Genomic DNA, 18,997 nt, shown 5'->3' with positions numbered 1-18,997 from the left:
CATTTCGTATGCGCAGCGGTGCGCAGGGACTGGGAGGAGCGAGGATGGAACAGGACAGGGAAGCGGCAGGCTGGACGCGGCGCCAGCTGGACCCGCAGATGGGCGAGTGCCGCGCCGACCAGCGCCAGGTCGACCAGGGCGTGCTGCTCGTGCATTCCGATTACCGCCCGCGGCTTGCGCTCGCCGAGCAATCGAAGCATGACGATGCGGGCGGCCTGGTCATCACCATCGGCCTGGAAGGCGCGTCCTGCTACGCCACGCGCGATGGCGAGCAATTGCGTTTCCAGGGCGGCCATACGACCATGACGGTGTTTCGCCACACGAGCGGCGAGCGCCGTTTCGAAGCGGGCCAGCGGGCGGCGCAATTGCGCGTGCTGGTCGATGAAGACGCGCTGGCGCGCTACTGGCCCGAGGGTTTGACGTCCCTGCTGCCCAACGGCGGCGCGCGCCAGCTGGCGCACGCCGCCACCACGGCGGCCAGCGCCCTGCATGCGCGGGCGCTGCTGCGCGCGACGGACCCGCTGGCCGTGCATATCGGCGTACTCAGCCTGCTGGCGGAGCAGTTGCGGGGATTGCGGCCCGTATCGCCGCACGTGCCGCGCTGGTCCGATACCGATATCGCCAAACTGGAGCGCGCCTACGCGCTGATGCAGGAACAGATGGCGCAGGAGCTCACGCTCGACTACCTGTGCGCGCAAGTGGGGTTGAGCCTGTTCAAGTTGAAGCAAGGATGGCGCTACCGCTACAACGACAGCCCCCAGCGCACCCTGCTGGCGCTGCGCATGCAGCGGGCAAAGTTGCTGTTGGAAAATGGTTGCCAGGTGGCGCAGGCGGGCTGGCAAACGGGCTACCGCCACCCGGCCAATTTCAGCGCCGCGTTCAGCCGCTATTTCGGTTACGCGCCCAAGACCGTGGCGCGCGCGAAGGGCTGAACAGGCGGTGTAGAATCGGCGGGCAGGATCTATTCATTCGACCTACAAGGAGACATGATGGCCCGTAAAATCTTTGTCAATCTGCCCGTCCATTCGCTTGAGCGTTCCGTGGCGTTTTTCACGGCGCTGGGTTTCAGCTTCAATGCCCATTTCACGGATGAAACGGCGACGTGCATGATCGTTGCCGATGATATTTTTGTGATGCTGTTGACGCATGACAAATTCAAGCAGTTCACGCCCAAGCAGCTGTGCGATACCAAGGTGGCGACGGAAGTGCTGGTGTGCCTGTCGGCCGAGAGCCGGGGCGAAGTCGATGCGCTGGTGGCGAAGGCCGTCCAGGCGGGCGGCAGCCTGTACAAGGAGCCGATCGATTACGGCTTCATGTATGGCCACAGTTTTCAGGACCCCGATGGCCATCAATGGGAGCTGATGTACATGGAACCTCATTCTGTACCGCAATAAGCATCGCAGGCGGGATCAGCGGGGCCGCCGCGGTACGCCACGCTAATCCCACCTGCCCACCTGCCCGCCCGCCTGCTTAGCTGGCCAGCGACAATAAATCGACCACTTCCAGGCCCGCCAGGTCTTGCGTCGTGTTGCCCGCGAACGCGGCGCGGCTAGGCTGGCCGTTTTTCAGCCAGGTGCGCGTGACGTCCTTGATCTGGCTCAGGGTGCACGTCAATACGCCCGTGCGGAATTGCTGGCGCACGGCTTCCGTCGTGCCACGCTGCTGCATATTCCACGCCGTCAGCGCTTCCGCGTACGGCGAATGGGGCTTGTCCAGGCCCTTGATGACGCAGATGATGGCTTCTTCCACTTGTTCCTGCGAGAAATCGCCGTCGAGGATCTGGTCCAGGGTCGTGCCGAAGTCGGCGTACGTGCCGGCCAGGCGCGGATCGCGGTAGGAACTGAGGGTAAACGTGCCGGCGCCGGCCGCATAGCTGGCGCTGCCGCCATACGCGCCGCCTTTTTCGCGCAGGGCCGTATGCAGCACCTGGTTGGTCATCAGTTCGGCCGCCACGGCCAGGGCGGACGCGTCCGGATTGTGCACGCCCGGCACGGCCCAGGACACGAAGCAATGGTTGATCTGGCTCGTCGCATGCAGGGCCGTATTGGCCAGCGGCAATGCTGCCGGCGCTGGCGTTGCCGTCGCTGCTGCGGCATCCGTGTTGGCTGCCGGCAATTCCAGCAAGCGGGCCAGGGTGATGCCATCCTGTTCCAGGCCCGCGCACAGCACGGTTGGCGGCTGGGCGATGATGTGCGCGTGCAAGGTGTCGAGTTCGCGGGCGATTTCCTGCAAGCCCTCGGACGTCTTGCTCAGTTGCTGCAAACGGCGGTAGAACGGCAGCGCGGCCGGGCCGCCCACGATGTCGTCGAAGCGGCGCGTAGGCGACAGGGGCGCGGCCGAGGCCAGCATGGCGTAGCGGTTGCCCGATTCGGCCAGGCTGCTCAATTTGTCTTGCACCAGGCTTTCGATCAGGAAAGCCAGACGTTCTTCTTCATCGAAGCGGGGCTTGGCGATCCAGGCTGATAGCACGGCGGCAATGGCTGCGTGTTCTTCGCGCAAGCCGCTGGCCGAGAATGACAATTCCACGCGCATCGCCTGTTGCGGGCGGGGAATGGCTTCCAGGCCGATGTGGAACGAGGGCACCATGCTCTGGCGCCAGGCGCTGGCGTCGTCGAACGACATGTCGCCCACGCCCAGTTCCGGCGCCAGGTCCGTGTACAGGCGCAGCCATGGCCACGACGCTTCCGGCAAGCCCGACACGTCGTACAGCACGTTGGCATAGCTGATGCCGTTCGAGGCGATACTGAAGGCCACGGCGCCGTCGACGGCCGGGGGAATCGGCAGTGCCGGGCGCGGCAGCGCGCTGACGTCGCCGGGGCGGATGCGGGGCAAGACTTCCGAATTCGACGGCAGTTGCTGATGCGCTTCCAGCGCGGCCGATTCGGCCACGATGTGTTCGCGCTCGGCATCCGTCAGCTTCGCCTGCAGGGCCGCCAGCCTGGCGTCTTCCAGGGCGGCGCGGTCCGTGAAGTAGGCGCTGTCGGGCACCACGTGGGTGGTCAAGCGGGTCGGGTTGGCGATCAGCTCGCGCACCAGCTGCTTGAAGAATTCCGGGTCTTCGATCTGCTGTTCCAGGGTTTCCAGGATGGCTGCATTGTCGAACGCATCCATCACGTTGCCGTCGTACATGGCCAGCGGCAAGGCGTGCAGCAAGCGGCCCAGGCCGTAAGGCATGCGGCCGCTGCTGATTTCGCGCTGGCTGTATTTGATGTCGCGCAAGGCCGCGTGCAGCACGGCGGCGGGAATACCGTCTTGCGCCGTTTCTTCCAGCGCCGCCCAGATGCGCTGGTGCGCATCGGCGATCTGTTCCTGCGTCAAGCCTTCCATGCCGATGTGGAACACCATCTGGCGGATGCCCGCGTCGCGGCCATTCATGTCCGATGGGCGGCCATAGCCGGCCGATTCCATGGCGCGCATGACGGGCGCCGACGATTCGCCCAGCAAGCCGTGCGACAGCAGATGCGCGTGATAGTAGGCGATGGGGTCGCTGGACTCGCCCATCAGCCAGGCAAATTGCAGGCCGAATTCATCGTCGCGCGCTTCCTGCGACGGAATCTTGACCACGTTTTCCTGCGGCGCCGTCCATGCGGGCGCCAGCTGCGGCAGGCGACGCGGGCTAAAGCCGCTGAGCTTGGACAGCACGCGTTCAGCCACCTGCTGCTGCACGGCCGACGCTTCGATATTGCCGGACGTCATGATGACGGCTTGCGAAGGATGGTAGTGGCTGGCGTGGAATTCTTTCAGCATTTCATGCGTCAGTTCGGGGATCACCAGCGGATCGCCGCCCGATTCCACTTCGTACGTCGTGCCCTTGAGCAAGGCGCTGGCGATGCCGCTGTCGAGCGCGCGCATGGGGCTGTTGAAGGCGCCCTTCATTTCATTGAAGACGATGCCCTGGTAGACCAGCTTGTCGCCTTCGAACGCATGGCGCCAGCCTTCCTGGCGGAAATTCAGATAATCGAGATTCGGGAAGAAGGCCGCATCGAGGTAGACGTCGAGCAGGTTGAAGAAATCCTTGCGGTCCGTGCTGGCGAACGGGTACACGGTGCGGTCCGGATAGGTCATCGCATTCATGAAGGTGGCCGTCGAGCGGCGCAGCATCGAGAAGAAGGGATCGCGCACCGGGTAGCGGGCCGAGCCGCACAAGGCCAGGTGTTCGAGGATGTGGGCGCGTCCGTCGCTCACTTCCGGCACAGTGGGAAAGGCCACCAGGAACACCATCTCAGCCTGCTCGGTATGCATATGGATATGACGCATGCCCGTTGCCGGCTCGACATATTGCTCGATGGTTGCCTGCAAGACTGGAATGAAGTTGCTGCTGACTTTTTCAAATGTGCTCATGCGGTATGGGATCTCTTCGGTAGGTGATACGGATGGTCGGTAGGGCTGCATGGCATATGGGGCCAAAATGGCGCAATGCCAGAGCCGGCCCGCCAGGGCGGGTGCCAGCTTGATGCCTGTATGAAGCTTTTCCCTATTGTACTAGGAGTATCTGCACGCCGCCGCCGAGGCTTGCTTACGGGACGCAAAAGCAACAACGTTGTCAGATAGTTTACCTACGGGTGGCGCCCCCGGATGAAAGCTTAGCGTACCATGCGCCTTTTCCCCATGCTGACTGAGCCGAAGGCGCTTACCTTGTCCAGACTTTCCTTTCGCCAACTGTTATTTGCCGCCTTCATTCTGACGACGGGTATTTTGACGGCCACTTCCGTGCAAGCCTTGCTGACCCTGGAACACCTGGCGCGGCTGGGGCGCGAGACGGCGGCGCAGGCGATTACCTTGACGGAACAGTCGCAGCGCCTGTCCGAGCGCACCCTGGCCATGGAGCGCAGCGCGCGCCAGTTTCTCGTGCTCGATGATCCCGTGTTCCGCGAGCGCTATGCGGCGGCCCGCGCCGAAGCCGCGGCGGCGCTGCAAGTGCTGAACCGCGCCACGCCCGAGTTCGCACCTCAGCTGGCCGACGAATGGACGGCGCAGGCGCAAGCGGCCTGGGAAGTCTTGCAGGCAGGTAAGCGCCGCAAGCGCGATGGCCACGCCGTCGTGTACCGCGCGTTTGCCCGCATGACGCAGATCAATGACAGCCTGGCGCGCGAAAGCAAGACGGAAATCGGCAGCCGCAACGACGCCCTGCTGGCCGAGCTGGAACGCCAGCGCCGCGTGCTGGGCATGCTGGTGGGCGGCGCCGTGCTGCTGGCGGCCGTGCTGGCCACCTGCTTCGGCTTTCTATTGTCGCGCCCGCTGCGCCGCATCGAGACGGCCATCGAACGCCTGGGCGACAAGCGCTACGACCAGCCCATCGTCGTCGGCGGCCCGGCCGACACGCGCCGCCTGGGCCAGCAGCTGGACTGGCTGCGCCAGCGCCTGGCGGACCTCGATGCCGACAAGGAACGTTTCCTGCGCCACATCTCGCATGAGCTGAAAACCCCGCTGGCGGCCCTGCGCGAAGGCGTGGCCTTGCTGGAAGACGAGGTGGCGGGCAAGCTCAGCGATGGCCAACGGGAAATCGCCGGCATCCTGCAGCAAAACACGGCGTCCCTGCAAACCCAGATTGAAGACTTGCTGCGCTACAATACTGCCGCTTTCGACGCCCAGCATCTGGCGCACAGCAAGGTGGATTTGCTGGTCCTGCTGCAAGATGTGGTGGCCGGGCAGCGCCTGCAATGGCTGGCGCGCCGGCTGACGGTCGAGGTGCAGGGCGCGTCCCTGATCGTGCTGGCCGACCGCGACAAGCTGGCCACGGCCCTGGCGAACCTGCTGTCGAACGCCGTGCGCTTCAGCCCGGAAGGCGGCACCGTGCGCTTTGCCCTGTCCGGCGAAGGGGGCCGCGTGCGCATCGACTGCACCGACGAAGGCGCTGGCGTGGCGCCCGAGGATGCGGCACGCATCTTCGAGCCGTTTTACCAGGGCGTGCGCCAGGCGGCCGGCGCGCGCAACGGCAATGGCATCGGCCTGTCCATCGTGCGCGAATATATCGCCGCCCACGATGGCAGCGTCACTCTTTTACCGCGCTCCGCCGGCGCGCATTTTCGGATAGAACTGCCCTTATGATGACGAGAATTCCCCTGGCCGGCATGGCCGCCTGCGCGCTGCTGCTGGGCGCCTGCGCCACCAAGCCTCCTGTCCAGACGCCCGTGCTGGTGCAAACGCCGCCGCGCGTGGTGGTGGTGGCCGATCCCCAGCTGACGGAACTGCTGGCGTATCAAAGCGCCTTGCGCCTGATGACGCCGTCGGAACTGGGCAAAGCGCAGCTGGACCTGGCGAAGGCCGATCACGCGCCGCCCAACACCATCCGCCGCGCCATGCTGCAAGCGACCGTGCGCGGCACGGGTGACCTGGCCCGCGCGCAAGCGCTGCTGGAGCCGCTGCTGACGGCCACGGGCAAGGACGCGCAACTGCTGGCGCCGCTGGTGCAATTGCTCAGCAGCCAGTACGGGGAGCTGCGCCGCCAGGAAGACAGTATCGACAAGCTCAACACGCAGCTGCGCGACGCCCAGCGCCGCATCGACCAGCTCAATGAAAAACTCGAAGCGCTGAAAAACATCGAGCGCAGCCTGTCCGTGCGCCCCGCCGCGGGAGCGCCGAAATGAGCGAGCACGCCCACATCCTGTTGGTCGACGACGATCCCGACCTGCTGCGCCTGCTGACCATACGCTTGAAGGCGGGCAACTACCGCGTGACGGCCGTGGGCAGCGCGGAAGCGGCGCTGGCGCGCCTGGCCGTGGAATTGCCATCGCTGGTCATTACCGACGTGCAATTGCCGGGCCGCGACGGCCTGGCCCTGTTCGATGAAATCCGCCGCCAGCATGCGGCCCTGCCCGTCATCCTGCTGACGGCCCACGGCACCATTCCCGATGCCGTCGAGGCGACGGCGCGCGGCGCCTTTGCCTATCTGACGAAACCGTTCGACGGCAAGCTGCTGATGGAAAAGGTGGCGTATGCGATCAACCTGTCCACCGTCATGCCGGCGCCCGCGTCCGGCGACGAGAGCTGGCGTGCCGAGTTGATCAGCCGCAGCGCGCAGATGGCCGAGCTGCTGGCCGAAGCCAAGCTGGTGGCGGGGTCCGATGCCAGCATCCTGATCCGCGGCCCCAGCGGCACGGGCAAGGAATTGCTGGCGCGGGCCCTGCACAACGCCAGCCGCCGCGCCAAGGCGCCGTTCATCGCCGTCAACTGCGGCGCCATACCCGAGCAGTTGCTGGAGTCGGAACTGTTCGGCCACGTGAAGGGTTCGTTTACGGGCGCCGTGGGCAACCGCGAAGGCCTGTTCCTGGCGGCCGACGGCGGCACCCTGTTCTTGGATGAGATCGGCGACATGCCGCTGCCGCTGCAGGTGAAACTGCTGCGCGTGCTGCAGGAGCGGGCCGTGCGCCCCGTGGGCGCCGACCAGACGCGTCCCGTCGACGTGCGGCTGTTGTCCGCCACGCACCGCGACCTGGACGTGGCCATGGCGGAAGGGCAATTCCGAGAAGACCTGTATTACCGGCTCAATGTCGTGACCTTGACCCTGCCGCCGCTGGCCGGGCGCCGCGAAGACATCGCCCTGCTGGCGAACCATTTCCTGCAGAAGCTGGCGGCCAAGTACGAAAAACCCCTGAACGGCTTCGCGCCCGACGCCCTGACGGCCCTGGTGGCCGCGCCATGGCCCGGCAATGTGCGCCAGCTGGTCAATGTCGTCGAGCAAGTGTGCGCGCTGGCCACGGCGCCGCTGGTGCCCTTGAGCCTGGTGCAGCGCGCGCTGCGCGTGCCGTCGCTGGAAGCGCTCAGCTACAACGAAGCGAAGCAGCGCTTCGAGCGCGACTACCTGATCCAGCTGCTGCGCCTGACGGACGGCAACGTGGCCGACGCGGCCCGCCTGGCCGACCGCAACCGCACGGAGTTCTACCGTTTATTGCAGAAATACGAGCTGACACCGGCCCTGTTCCGCGCCGACGGCGACCCTGTCGCTGAATAGCGACAAAAATAAAGCGTGGAAAATCAGCGACTTAGCGTAAAACATTGATGGTCTTGCCACAAGTTGTCGCTGTCAGGCGACAAAAAGCGCGGTTTTTCGGGGCGGATAGCCGGAAAACCCGCCGGAAAAATCAGGATCGAATATAAGTCGTTGATTTCAATGGGAATTTAAAAGCTGGCACGGCGCTTGCTGTATGGGTAGATGTGACGCTTCAAAGTGTTGCTTTAACCAAGTAAGAAGCTTTTAACTTCATTGAGAGGAACTACCATGCAAACATCGAAACTGTTCAATACCCTGGTTGCCGCTATCGTACTGTCGGGCGCCTCGATCACCGCTTCGCATGCAGCTGACTCCGCACCAAAAGCACAAGCTCCTGCTGACACTGTCGTGGCCGCCAACGCCGCCGCTGCCGTCCCTGATGAAACCATCACTTCCTCGGCCAAGGCCGCCCTGAGCGCCGATGCGCAAGCCGCTGCCCTGCCCGTCAAGGTGGCAACCCAGCAAGGTGTGGTCGTCCTGTCGGGCGACGTGCCGAGCGCCGAAGCGGGTGACCGCGTCGTGCAGATCGTCGCTTCCGTGAGCGGCGTGAAAGAAATCAAGAACGAGCTGAAAGTCAAAGCCGCCGGTTAATCCCCCTCGCGCTGTACTTTACTCCGGGTTGCCCTGTCTGCGGACAGGGCATTTTTTTGTCCGCGCGGTTTTACCCGGCCAGCCATGCTGATGCCGCCAGGCAAGGAGGAGGGAAATACAAGTAGAATAGCCAGCACTGACGCCGCTCCCGGCGCTGTTTGTCATCTCCGGCACAGCATGCTGTTGCAAGGCTGCGCCGTTACCAGGCTACCGCATGTCTTCTTTTTCTCCCGCTGCCCTGCTGCGCAATCTGAAACCCGATAATTTCACCATCGCCCTGCTCGTCACCGTGGCACTGGCCACGTTCCTGCCCTGCACGGGCACGACGGCCGTGGTCTTCGGCAATATCACCACCGTCGCCATCGGCGCCCTGTTCTTCCTGCACGGCGCCAAGCTGTCGCGCGAAGCCGTGGTGGCCGGCGCCATGCACTGGCGCCTGCATTTGCTGGTGCTGGCCAGCACCTTTGTCCTGTTTCCGCTGCTGGGCCTGGCCCTGCGTCCGTTGGCGCTGACGTTTCTCACGCCCGACCTGTACATGGGCATTTTGTTCCTGTGCGCGCTGCCGTCCACCGTGCAATCGTCGATCGCCATGACGGCCATGGCGCGCGGCAACGTGCCGGCCGCCATCTGCAGCGCCTCGGCCTCGAATTTCATCGGCATTTTCCTCGCCCCCATCCTGGTCGGCTTGCTGGTGGCCAAGGGCGCGGAAGGCAAGTCGTCGGTGGACGCCGTGCTCTCCATCGTCATGCAGCTGCTGCTGCCCTTCCTGGCCGGCCAGTTCCTGCGCCGCTGGATCGGCCGCTGGGTCGACCGCCACAAGGCTACGCTGAAATTCGTCGACCAGGGTTCGATCTTGCTGGTGGTCTACACGGCCTTCAGCGAAGCCGTCAGCGAAGGCCTGTGGCATACGATCTCGGTGGAAACCCTGGTGGCCCTGGGCTTGATCAGCCTCTTGCTGCTGGCGCTGGTGCTGGGCATTGCCACCTTCGTCAGCCGCCGCCTGGGTTTCAACAAGGAAGACGAAATCGCCATCGTCTTTTGCGGCTCGAAGAAAAGCCTGGCCAGCGGCGTGCCCATGGCCAAGGTGCTGTTTTCCACCCGCTCGCTGGGCATGGTGATCCTGCCGCTGATGCTGTTCCACCAGATTCAGCTGATGATCTGCGCCGTGATCGCGCAGAAATATGCGCGGCGCAAGGATGGCCTGGACAGCGAAAAGGTGGCCGCCTGAAGCCGTATCAGGGGCCGCTTGAAGCAAGTTCAGCCGTCTTGACTTGCGCCATGGCAGAACGCTATATATGCGTGTATATTACGGTCCTTGTTCACCGTTCACTTTACAAGGATACGATCATGCGCCTCACCTCCCTCGCCCGCCTGCTTGGCACCGCCTTGCTCGCCACCGCCGCTACCTCCGCCCTTGCCGGCGAAGTGGTGGTGTCGGCCGCGGCCAGCCTGACGAATGCGTTCAAGGATGCGGCGCAAAGCTACGAGGCGCAGTATCCGGGCAGCAAGGTATCCTTGAACTTCGCCGCCTCGGGCGTGCTGCTGCAACAGATCGTCAAGGGCGCGCCCGTGGACGTGTTTGCCTCGGCCGACCAGGAAACCATGGATGCGGCGCAAAAGCAGGGCCTGGTATTGCCGGCCGACCGCATGGACTTCGTCAGCAACAGCCTGGTGCTGATCGTGCCGCACGATAGCAAGCTGGGCATCAAGAGCTTGAGCGACCTGACGCACAAGGGCGTGACCCGCGTGGCCATCGCCAACCCGGCCAGCGTGCCCGTCGGCCGCTACTCGGAAGGCGCGCTGAAAAAGGCGAACTTGTGGGATGCCGTGCAACCGAAGGCCATCGGCACGCAGAACGTGCGCCAGTCGCTCGACTACGTGGCGCGCGGCGAAGTCGATGCGGGCTTTGTCTACGCCACCGACGCGGCCATCATGAAGGATAAAGTGAACGTGGTGCTGGACGTGCCGCTCGAGGCGCCCGTGCTGTACCCGATCGCCACCATCAAGGGCAGCAGCAATGGGGCCGAAGCGAAGCGCTTCGTCAGCTACCTGCAGACGGCGCCGGCGCAAGCCATCCTGGCCAAGTACGGTTTCAAGAAGCCATAGTTTAGGTACGCGCCCGCATGGATATCGCCTGGACCGCGCTGGCCCTGTCGCTGAAGGTGGCGGCGTGGGCCACGGCGCTCAATTTGTTGCTTGGCATCGGCACGGGCTATCTGCTGGCGCGCACGCGTTTTCCCGGGCGCGAGCTGCTCGACGCCCTCCTGACCCTGCCGATGGTGATGCCGCCCACCGTGCTTGGCTATTACCTGCTGGTGCTGCTGGGCCGGCGCGGCACGATGGGCATCTGGTTGCAGGACAACTTCGGCATCAACCTGATCTTTACGTGGCAGGGCGCCGTGATCGCTTCCACGGTGGTCGCCTTTCCCCTCGTCTTCAAGCCCGCGCGCGCCGCCTTCGAGGCCGTCGACGGCCAGCTGGAGCAGGCGGCCCGCGTGCTGGGCATCTCGGAAATGGCCATCTTTTTCCGCGTGACCCTGCCGCTGGCCTGGCGCGGCATCCTGGCCGGCGTGCTGCTGGGCTTTGTGCGCGCGCTGGGCGAGTTTGGCGCCACCCTGATGGTGGCCGGCAGCATTCCCGGCAAGACGCAGACCCTGTCCGTCGCCGTGTATGAAGCCGTGCAGGCGGGCCAGGACGACGTGGCCAATACGCTGGTCCTGATTACTTCCGCCGTGTGTATCGTGGTGCTGCTGTCGGCTGGCCGCCTGGCGCCCGGGCGCATCGCTCACAAATAACGCCATGCAACTCGACCTCGACCTCCGCGCCACTTTGCGCTCCGGCAAACGCCGTTTCGACATGCAGGTGCAATGCACGTCCGGCAGCCAGCGCATCGCCCTGTATGGCCCGTCCGGCGCCGGCAAGAGCATGACCCTGAAAGCCATTGCCGGACTCTTCACGCCGGATGCTGGCCATATCCGCCTGAACGGCCGCACCCTGTTCGATTCCGCCGCCGGCATCAACCTGCCGCCGCAGCAGCGCAACGTGGCCTATCTGTTCCAGGATTACGCGCTGTTCCCGCACCTGACGGTGCGCCAGAACGTGGGCTTTGGCCTGAGCCGCGGCTGGTTCAATCCCCGTGCGCGGGAAAAATTGCAGAAAGTCGAGCATTGGCTCGATGCGTTTCACTTGCAGGAACTGGCGCACCAGTTTCCCGACGAGTTGTCCGGTGGCCAGCGCCAAAGGGTGGCGCTGGCGAGGGCACTGGTGGCCGAGCCCAGCGCGCTGCTGCTCGACGAGCCGTTTGCCGCACTCGATCCGGCCCTGCGTGTCAAAATGCGTTTGGAACTGAGCCAGTGGCAACAGCGCCTGGACGTGCCCATGATCCTGATCACCCATGATCCGGAAGATGCGCGCATCCTCGGTGAACATGTGCTTTACTTGCGTGACGGACAAATTGACAGCATGGAAGAACATAGGGCATTGGGTGAACGCATTGGATAAATCAACGGCAGCGGAAATCGGCCTGCAAGGCTCGGTATGGATGACGGTGGGCGGCGAGCACCTGGGCGGCGTCGGCCGGGTGGAATTGCTGGGCGCCATCGCCGAGTGCGGCTCCATCACGCAGGCGGCCAAGCTTGTGAAGATGAGCTACAAGGCGGCCTGGGACGCCATCGACGCCATGAACAACCTGGCCGGCGAGCCGCTGGTCGAGCGCCTGACGGGCGGCAAGGGCGGCGGCGGCACGCGGCTGACGCCACGGGGGCGCCAGCTGGTCGACAATTTCCGTATCATCGAGCGCGAGCATGCCCGCTACCTGCGCCAGCTGGGCAGCCAGGCGGAAGGCATCGCCGACGATCTTTTACTCATACGGAGAATGGCCATGAAAACCACGGCACGCAATCAATTCCTGGGCAAAGTTGCTGAACTAAAACAGGGCGCCGTCAACGACGAAGTGACCCTGGAATTGCCAGGCGGCCAGCACATCGTCGCCATCGTCACGCGCGACAGCAGCGCAAGCCTGGGCCTGGTGCCGGGCGCGGAAGCGTTCGCGCTGGTCAAGGCATCGTCCATCATCCTCGTGGCCGACAGCGAAGGGGCGCGCTTTTCCGCCCGCAACCAGCTGACCGGCACCGTCACGCGCGTGCAAACGGGCGCCGTCAACACGGAAGTGGTGCTGGACCTGCCGCGCGGCGGCACGATAGCCGCCATCATCACGAACCAGAGCAGCAGCGACCTGGCCATCGAGCTCGGCAGTAATGTGACGGCCATCTTCAAGGCGTCCAGCGTGATCCTGGGCGTGCCGGCGTAAACGGCGACGCTGAGCAAAGTTCCGGGGTCAGACCCGGCGGGTCTGACCCCAGCTTTACGTTGCAGGCCTAATCCTGCAACCGCGACAACCAATCGGCCGCCGCCGCCAGCGCCAGTTCCAGTTCCTGCGCCGTGTGCGCCAGCAGCGCCGGCACCGCATCGAAGCGGCCCCCATCGATGGCTTCCTCGGTGGCAAACGCGGCGCGGATCAGGCGCTTGGTGCCCAGGGTGCCCACGGAACCGCGCACGCCGTGCAGGATGCGCGCCACGTCGCTGTGGCGGCCCGCTTGCAACGCCGTTTCGGCGTCGCGCACGGGCGTCATGCCTTTGTTCAGTGCGTCTTCCACCATGCGCCGCAGCACGCCGCGCCCCTTTGCATCGCGCCCCATCACGCGCATCAGGGGCGCCATGGAAAATACTTCCTCGTCGGCACCGGGCACCGGCTCCGCCGTCTGCACTTGCGGACGCTTGGGCAGGTGGCGCAGGATGACTTCCATCATCTCTTCCACCACCACGGGCTTGGCGATGAAATCGCTGATGCCGGCCGTCATGCAGCGTTCGCGTTCGGACGCCAGCACGCCGGCCGTCATGGCGATCACGGGCAGGTTCAACCGCAGTTCCGTGCGGATGATGTGGGTGGCGCTGAAACCGTCCATGACGGGCATCTGCATGTCCATCAGCACGATGTCGTAGCGCAGCGCCTCCGTGCGCAGCCGTTCCACGGCCTGCAAGCCGTCGCCCACCACGTCCAGGGTGGCGCCCATGTGTTCGAGGATGCCGCGCGCCACGGCCTGGTTCAGGTGGTTGTCCTCCACCAGCAGGAAATGCACGCCGGCCAGTTCCGTGCCCAGCGGCTGGTGCAGGATGCGCTGCTCGCCGCCGTCGTCCTTGGCGATCAGCGCCTGGTGCAGGGCATCGAACAGGCTCGAGCCCGTGATCGGCTTCATCAGCACGACGTCGGCCTCGGCCGCGCTGGAGATTTCCTCCAGGTGGTTGCGGGCAAACGCGTTGACCATCACCACGATGGGCTGGCGCTGGCCAGCGGCGGCCTGGCGGATGGCCTTGGCCGTGGCCAGGCCGTCCATCACGGGCATGTGCCAGTCGGCCAGCACCACGTCGTACGGCTGCTGCTGCGCCAGGCGTTCGCGGTACAGTTCGATGGCGGCAAAGCCGGAATCCACTTCGTCGGCCAGCCAGCCCCATGCCTCGATCAGTTTGACGATCAGTTCGCGCGTGGTGCGGTTATCGTCCGCCACCAGCAGGCGCAGCTGACCCAGGGCCGGCGTGCGCCGCGTTTCGGCCGGCTGCGCCAGCATCTCGAACGGCACGCTGAACCAGAAGCGGCTGCCCTTGCCTTCGCTGCTGGCGACGGCGATTTCGCCGCCCATCATGTGGATCAGCTGCTTGCTGATGGCCAGGCCCAGGCCCGTGCCGCCGAAGCGCCGCGTGATGCTCTGGTCGCCCTGTGAAAACGCGGCAAACAGCTGCTGTTGCTGCTGCGCCGTCATGCCGATGCCCGTGTCGCGCACTTCAAAGCGCAGCCGGGCGCTGCCCTGCTGGCTGTCGGCCAGGCTGACGGCCACCACCACTTCGCCGCTCTCCGTGAACTTGATGGCATTGCCGGCCAGGTTGACGAGGATTTGCTGCAGGCGCTGGGCGTCGCCCACGAGGCGCCGCGGCACGTCGGGCTCGACGGCGATGGCCAGTTCCAGCTCCTTCTCGCCCGCATTCATGGTCATCGTCGTGGCCAGGGTATTCATGACTTCGTCGAGGTCGAATTCGACGGGCGACAATTCCATGCGGCGCGCCTCGATCTTCGAGTAATCGAGCACGTCATTGAGGATGCCCAGCAGCGACTGGCCCGCCACGCGCACCATGGTCAGGTATTTGCGCTGTTCCGTGTCGAGTCTGGTGTTGCCCAGCAAATACACCATGCCCAGCACGGCATTGAGGGGCGTGCGGATTTCATGGCTCATGTTGGCCACGAAGTCGCTCTTCGCGCGGTTGGCCGCCTCGGCCCGGTCGCGCTCCCGCTCCAGCTCTGCCGCGCGCGCTTCGAGTTCCTGCTGCAGGCGGTCGCGTTCGCTCATCAGGCCGTTGAACGCTTCCGTCAGTTCGCCGATCTCGTCGCGCTGCTGCACCGGCACGGGTGTAAAACGGCTGCCGCTGCTACGCAGGGCCAGCAGGGTGTCGCGCAGGCGCACCAGCGGCGACAGCAGGCGCACGGTCACCCAGCCCAGAACGGCAGCGGCCAGCAGCGAGGCGAGGATGCTCCACAGCACCAGACGGTACAGCACGCCATCGAACGGTTCGAAGGCGTCTTCGACGGGCAGCGAGGCGGCCAGCAGCCAGTTCACGGACTTCAGGCGCTTGAAGCTGTTGACGGCCGTGACGCCGCGGCTGTTGGTGCTGACCATGCTGCCTTCGCCGTCTTCCTTCAGCAGCTGCGTGGTCGTCAGGTTGGCATTCGGCTTGCGCGGCTGCAGCAAGCGGCTGGTATCGGGATGCAGCACGTAGCGCGGCACGTCGCCGCGCGTGAGGATGAAGTAATAGCCGCTCTTGCCGATCTTTTCCGTGCGCAGGCGCCCCAGCAGGTTGTCCTTGTACAGGCGCAGCACGCCGATCACCACGCCAGCCACCTGGCCATCGGCAGCCAGCACGGGCGCCACCATCTGCACGATGGGCATGCCGCTCGATTTGCCCAGCATCGGTTCGGTGATCATGGGCTGGCGCGTGCGCAGGACGGTCTGGAAATACTCGCGTTCGGCGACGTTGATGCCGGCGCGTCCTGTCACCAGCGGCATGTCGGCCACGACGGCGCCTTGCGCGTCGAGCACCAGCACGTCGTCGAACAGCACCAGCATCGAGCGGCGCGCATAGTATTCGCGCAGCTTGGCGGGCTGGGCGATCAATTCCGGCGGCTGCTGCCGGGCCGTCAGGGTGACGATCTGCAGCAGCATGGCCAGCTTGTCGTCGAGCTCGGCAGCGGTGCGGCTGATCAGGGAAGACTGCTGGCTCAGCAGTACTTTGGTGAAGTCGGCGCGCATGTGCTGCACCTGGATCATGGTGACGAGCGCGATCATGGCGATCGAGGTCAGGCTGGTGGCCAGCGCGACTTTTGCTTTGATGCCGAGAGGCTTCATGATTTCCTTTTCAGTACCGGGCGGCACAGGCGGCAGATAATGCTGTCAGGAATTTTCCTATCAATGCCCGAGCTTGGCAAGCGCCGCTGCGCAAATTGCCTTGCCCCATACGGGCTTTTGACGATGTTGCCATATAATTAAAGGCTGGACGTCGTTTATTCGCCGAAATTACCGTGAAATTGGCACACGGCAACCCTGTATGCAGTAAACTTGTTGTTGCATTTTCTAAAAGGTACCGACATGACTGAAGCGTTACTCACTCCAACCTTGCCCACAGTGAACGTGGAGGCGTTGCGTGCGCGATGCTCGACCTGCAGCATGCATCAATTGTGCCTGCCGATGGGCCTGGATGTGGGTGATATGGACCGGCTGGACCAGATCATCGGTCGCCGCCGCAAGATCGCGCGCGGCGCCTCGCTGTTCCGCATCGGCGACTCGTTCCAGAACCTGTATGCGATCCGCCTGGGGCACTTCAAGACCTACCAGATCAATCCGGGCGGCGAAGAGCAGGTGACGGGTTTCCAGATGGCTGGCGAACTGCTGGGCATGGACGCCATCAGCGCCGACCGCCACCACTGTAATGCCGTGGCGCTGGAAGACAGCGAAGTGTGTGAAATTCCGTTTTCAAGCCTGGAACAATTGCTGGGCAATATGCCGACCCTGCTGCGCCATTTCCACCGCATGATGAGCCAGGAAATCACGCGCGAGCAAAGCGTCATGCTGTTGCTGGGCAATATGCAGGCGACCCAGCGCTTTGCCGCCTTCATCGTCAACCTGGCGTCGCGCTACGAGGCACGCGGCTATTCGGGCAGCAATTTCCAGCTGCGCATGTCGCGCGAGGAAATCGGCAACTACCTGGGCCTGACCATCGAGAGCGTCAGCCGCTTATTGTCGAAATTCAAGAAGGAAGGCTGGCTGCGCGTCTCGAACCGCGAGATCGAGATCCTGCAGCCGGCCAAGCTGAAGGCCATTACGGCCGGCACGGACAACTGCAAGTAAGATTTACAGCTCTTCATCCGCCTGCAGCGCGATGCTGCGCTGCAGGGGCCAGGTCCAGATGCCGGACAGGCGCCATTCGCGTTTGTCGTTTTCCACCAGCACCTGCCAGCGGCTGCGCTCGAGCATGGGCAGCGCCACCGAAAAGTTGCCGGCCGCATCAGGCTGCAGCAGCAGCTTGATGTCTTTTTCCGGCTGGGTCGCGTGCGCCAGGTGCAGCTGCAGCGGCGCCCGATACGCCTTGCCGAAGCTGTGCACGGAACCGCTGAGGCGCGCTGCCGCCACGTCGTACGATAGCTTGCTTGACATGGCCAGGTCGCTGGCGACCGTATCGCGCCGCAAGTCCTGGTTGATCGCCTTGCCCTGCTTGTAATAATCGCCCACCACCAGCGCGTCGGGCTGCGTAAACGCGATATAGCCCATGGTGCTGCCGACGACGACGGACAGGCCGGGGCCGATCATCAGCAGCCATGGCCAGCGATGCTTGTACCACGGCGCCACGGGGGCTTGCAGCTTGAGGCTGTCGGACATGATATTTCTCCTGTTTAAGCGGCCAATCCCCATGCGGGGATTGGCCTTCCTGCATTAGCGCGGCACGATGAAGACCGCGCTTTCACGCACGTGCAGCGATGGGTCGTCCAGCGATTGCAGCTCGATCGCAATCTTGTTCGAGCCCTTCTCGCCCACGCCGTGCGGCGCGCGCAGGCGGATGGGCCAGCCCAGGGTTTCCGTCGGCTGCAGGGTCACTTCATCGCGCGTCAGCAAGGTCAGGCCCGGCAAGCCGGATACGCTGATTTTAAAATGCTGGCTTTGCTCCGAGGTGTTCATGATCTGCAGCCGGTAGACGTTCTCGATCATGCCGTCTTCCACTTCGCGTCCCATCGAACCGCGGTCGCGGATCACGTCCATTTTCAATGGCGTGCGCAGGGCCAGCGAGGTACATACGGCGATGATGATCAGGGCCAGGATGGAAGTGTAGATCAGGACGCGCGGGCGCATGGCGCGCTGGCGTATCTGCTTCGAATTGAAGTTGTTTTCCATCGCATGGTCGGTACTGTAGCGTACCAGTCCCCGTGGCCGGTCGACCTTGTCCATCACGCTGTTGCAGGCATCGACGCAGGCGGCGCAGCCGATGCATTCATACTGCAGGCCGTTGCGGATATCGATGCCGGTCGGACACACCTGCACGCACAGGGTGCAGTCGATGCAGTCGCCCAGCTTGTCGTTGTTGCCGGCCTTCTTGCTCATGGCGCCACGGGGTTCGCCCCGCTTGGCATCGTAGGTGATGATCAGCGTGTCCTGGTCGAACATGGCGCTCTGGAAACGCGCGTAGGGGCACATGTATTTGCACACCTGCTCGCGCAGCCAGCCCGCGTTGCCGTAGGTTGCCAGGCTGTAGAACAAGACCCAGAACCATTCCCAGGGACCGAAGTTCAGGGTGGTCACCGCCTGCGCCAGTTCCTTGATCGGCGTGAAGTAGCCGACAAAGGTAAAGCCCGTCCACAGGGCGATGGCGCCCCACACCAGGTGCTTGGCCGTCTTCTTGGCCGTCTTGCGCAAGGACGGGCCCTGCTTGTCGAGGGCCATGCGCGCGCTGCGCGTGCCCTCGATCTTGCGTTCCACCCACAGGAAGATTTCCGTGTATACCGTTTGCGGGCAGGAAAAGCCGCACCACACCCGCCCGGCAATGGCCGTGACGAGGAACAACAAATACGCACAGATGATCAGCAGGGCCGCCAGGTAGATGAAATCCTGGGGCCACAGCACGACGCCGAAAATGTAGAACTTGCGCGTGGTCAAATCGAACAGCAGGGCTTGCCTGCCATTCCAGGTCAACCACGGCAAGCCGTAGAACGCGAGCTGGGTAAGCCATACGCATACCCATCGCCAGGTAGCGTAGCGTCCTTTGGCCTCGCGAGGGTAGATTTGCTCGCGGGCCGCATACATCTTGATGACTTGAGGTTCCATT

General features: G+C 64.2%; 16 protein-coding genes. 12 read left to right on the top strand and 4 right to left on the bottom strand.

The genetic code is table 11. The features are described from left to right. Positions 1-44 precede the first annotated feature (44 nt). Entirely contained in the window at positions 45-932 is an 888-nt protein-coding gene (locus tag GCN74_RS20035) for a helix-turn-helix transcriptional regulator (RefSeq protein WP_152258290.1), read from the top strand. 57 nt (positions 933-989) lie between these two features. Next, positions 990-1,394, top strand: a complete 405-nt coding sequence (locus GCN74_RS20030; protein WP_152258325.1) for a VOC family protein — start codon at positions 990-992, stop codon at positions 1,392-1,394. 76 nt (positions 1,395-1,470) lie between these two features. On the opposite strand, the gene GCN74_RS20025 is transcribed toward GCN74_RS20030, so the two are convergent. Then, positions 1,471-4,341 (bottom strand): insulinase family protein, encoded by a 2,871-nt coding sequence (locus tag GCN74_RS20025; RefSeq protein ID WP_152258289.1) that lies wholly within the window; start codon positions 4,339-4,341, stop codon positions 1,471-1,473. 294 nt (positions 4,342-4,635) lie between these two features. Here GCN74_RS20025 and GCN74_RS20020 point away from each other — a divergent pair, with 294 nt between their 5' ends. The 9 genes from GCN74_RS20020 (at position 4,636) to GCN74_RS19980 (ending at position 12,890) form a co-directional block, all read left to right on the top strand. Continuing rightward, positions 4,636-6,048: an ATP-binding protein gene (locus GCN74_RS20020; protein ID WP_152258288.1), complete on the top strand. Its 1,413-nt coding sequence runs from the start codon at positions 4,636-4,638 to the stop codon at positions 6,046-6,048. Beyond that, the gene (locus GCN74_RS20015) at positions 6,045-6,587 is read left to right on the top strand and encodes a SlyX family protein (RefSeq protein WP_226939127.1); all 543 of its coding nucleotides are present in this window, start codon (positions 6,045-6,047) and stop codon (positions 6,585-6,587) included. Before GCN74_RS20020 ends, GCN74_RS20015 begins: the two co-directional genes overlap by 4 nt. Beyond that, positions 6,584-7,951, top strand: coding sequence for a sigma 54-interacting transcriptional regulator (locus GCN74_RS20010; protein WP_152258287.1), 1,368 nt, complete (start codon positions 6,584-6,586; stop codon positions 7,949-7,951). Before GCN74_RS20015 ends, GCN74_RS20010 begins: the two co-directional genes overlap by 4 nt. Positions 7,952-8,218: 267 nt before the next feature. Next, positions 8,219-8,581: a BON domain-containing protein gene (locus GCN74_RS20005; protein ID WP_034752546.1), complete on the top strand. Its 363-nt coding sequence runs from the start codon at positions 8,219-8,221 to the stop codon at positions 8,579-8,581. Positions 8,582-8,795: 214 nt separating this feature from the next. Continuing rightward, a complete protein-coding gene (locus GCN74_RS20000) occupies positions 8,796-9,809 on the top strand; it encodes a bile acid:sodium symporter family protein (protein WP_152258286.1) in 1,014 nt (337 codons plus the stop codon). A 119-nt stretch (positions 9,810-9,928) separates the two neighbouring features. After that, on the top strand, positions 9,929-10,687 hold the full coding sequence (modA, locus tag GCN74_RS19995) for a molybdate ABC transporter substrate-binding protein (protein ID WP_152258285.1): 759 nt from the start codon (positions 9,929-9,931) through the stop codon (positions 10,685-10,687). 17 nt (positions 10,688-10,704) lie between these two features. Next, positions 10,705-11,376: a molybdate ABC transporter permease subunit gene (gene modB, locus GCN74_RS19990; protein WP_152258284.1), complete on the top strand. Its 672-nt coding sequence runs from the start codon at positions 10,705-10,707 to the stop codon at positions 11,374-11,376. A 4-nt stretch (positions 11,377-11,380) separates the two neighbouring features. After that, a complete protein-coding gene (locus GCN74_RS19985) occupies positions 11,381-12,082 on the top strand; it encodes a sulfate/molybdate ABC transporter ATP-binding protein (protein ID WP_152258283.1) in 702 nt (233 codons plus the stop codon). A 40-nt stretch (positions 12,083-12,122) separates the two neighbouring features. Then, on the top strand, positions 12,123-12,890 hold the full coding sequence (locus GCN74_RS19980; protein ID WP_152258323.1) for a TOBE domain-containing protein: 768 nt from the start codon (positions 12,123-12,125) through the stop codon (positions 12,888-12,890). Positions 12,891-12,957: 67 nt separating this feature from the next. Here GCN74_RS19980 and GCN74_RS19975 read toward each other — a convergent pair whose 3' ends face one another. Beyond that, on the bottom strand, positions 12,958-16,032 hold the full coding sequence (locus tag GCN74_RS19975; RefSeq protein ID WP_152258282.1) for a response regulator: 3,075 nt from the start codon (positions 16,030-16,032) through the stop codon (positions 12,958-12,960). A 240-nt stretch (positions 16,033-16,272) separates the two neighbouring features. Here GCN74_RS19975 and fnr point away from each other — a divergent pair, with 240 nt between their 5' ends. Next, entirely contained in the window at positions 16,273-17,031 is a 759-nt protein-coding gene (gene fnr / locus GCN74_RS19970; protein ID WP_152258281.1) for a fumarate/nitrate reduction transcriptional regulator Fnr, read from the top strand. A 3-nt stretch (positions 17,032-17,034) separates the two neighbouring features. Here the strand turns inward: fnr and GCN74_RS19965 are convergent, their stop codons facing one another. Together GCN74_RS19965 and ccoG are read right to left on the bottom strand one after the other, a co-directional pair. After that, positions 17,035-17,559, bottom strand: coding sequence for a FixH family protein (locus GCN74_RS19965; protein WP_152258280.1), 525 nt, complete (start codon positions 17,557-17,559; stop codon positions 17,035-17,037). A gap of 54 nt (positions 17,560-17,613) precedes the next feature. After that, positions 17,614-18,996, bottom strand: a complete 1,383-nt coding sequence (gene ccoG, locus GCN74_RS19960; RefSeq protein ID WP_152258279.1) for a cytochrome c oxidase accessory protein CcoG — start codon at positions 18,994-18,996, stop codon at positions 17,614-17,616. Position 18,997 lies beyond the last annotated feature (1 nt).

The organism is Janthinobacterium sp. FT14W (assembly GCF_009208755.1).
GTDB lineage: Bacteria > Pseudomonadota > Gammaproteobacteria > Burkholderiales > Burkholderiaceae_D > Janthinobacterium > Janthinobacterium violaceinigrum.
Note: the sequence above shows the minus strand (reverse complement) of the source record. Positions and strands in the feature narration are given on the sequence as shown.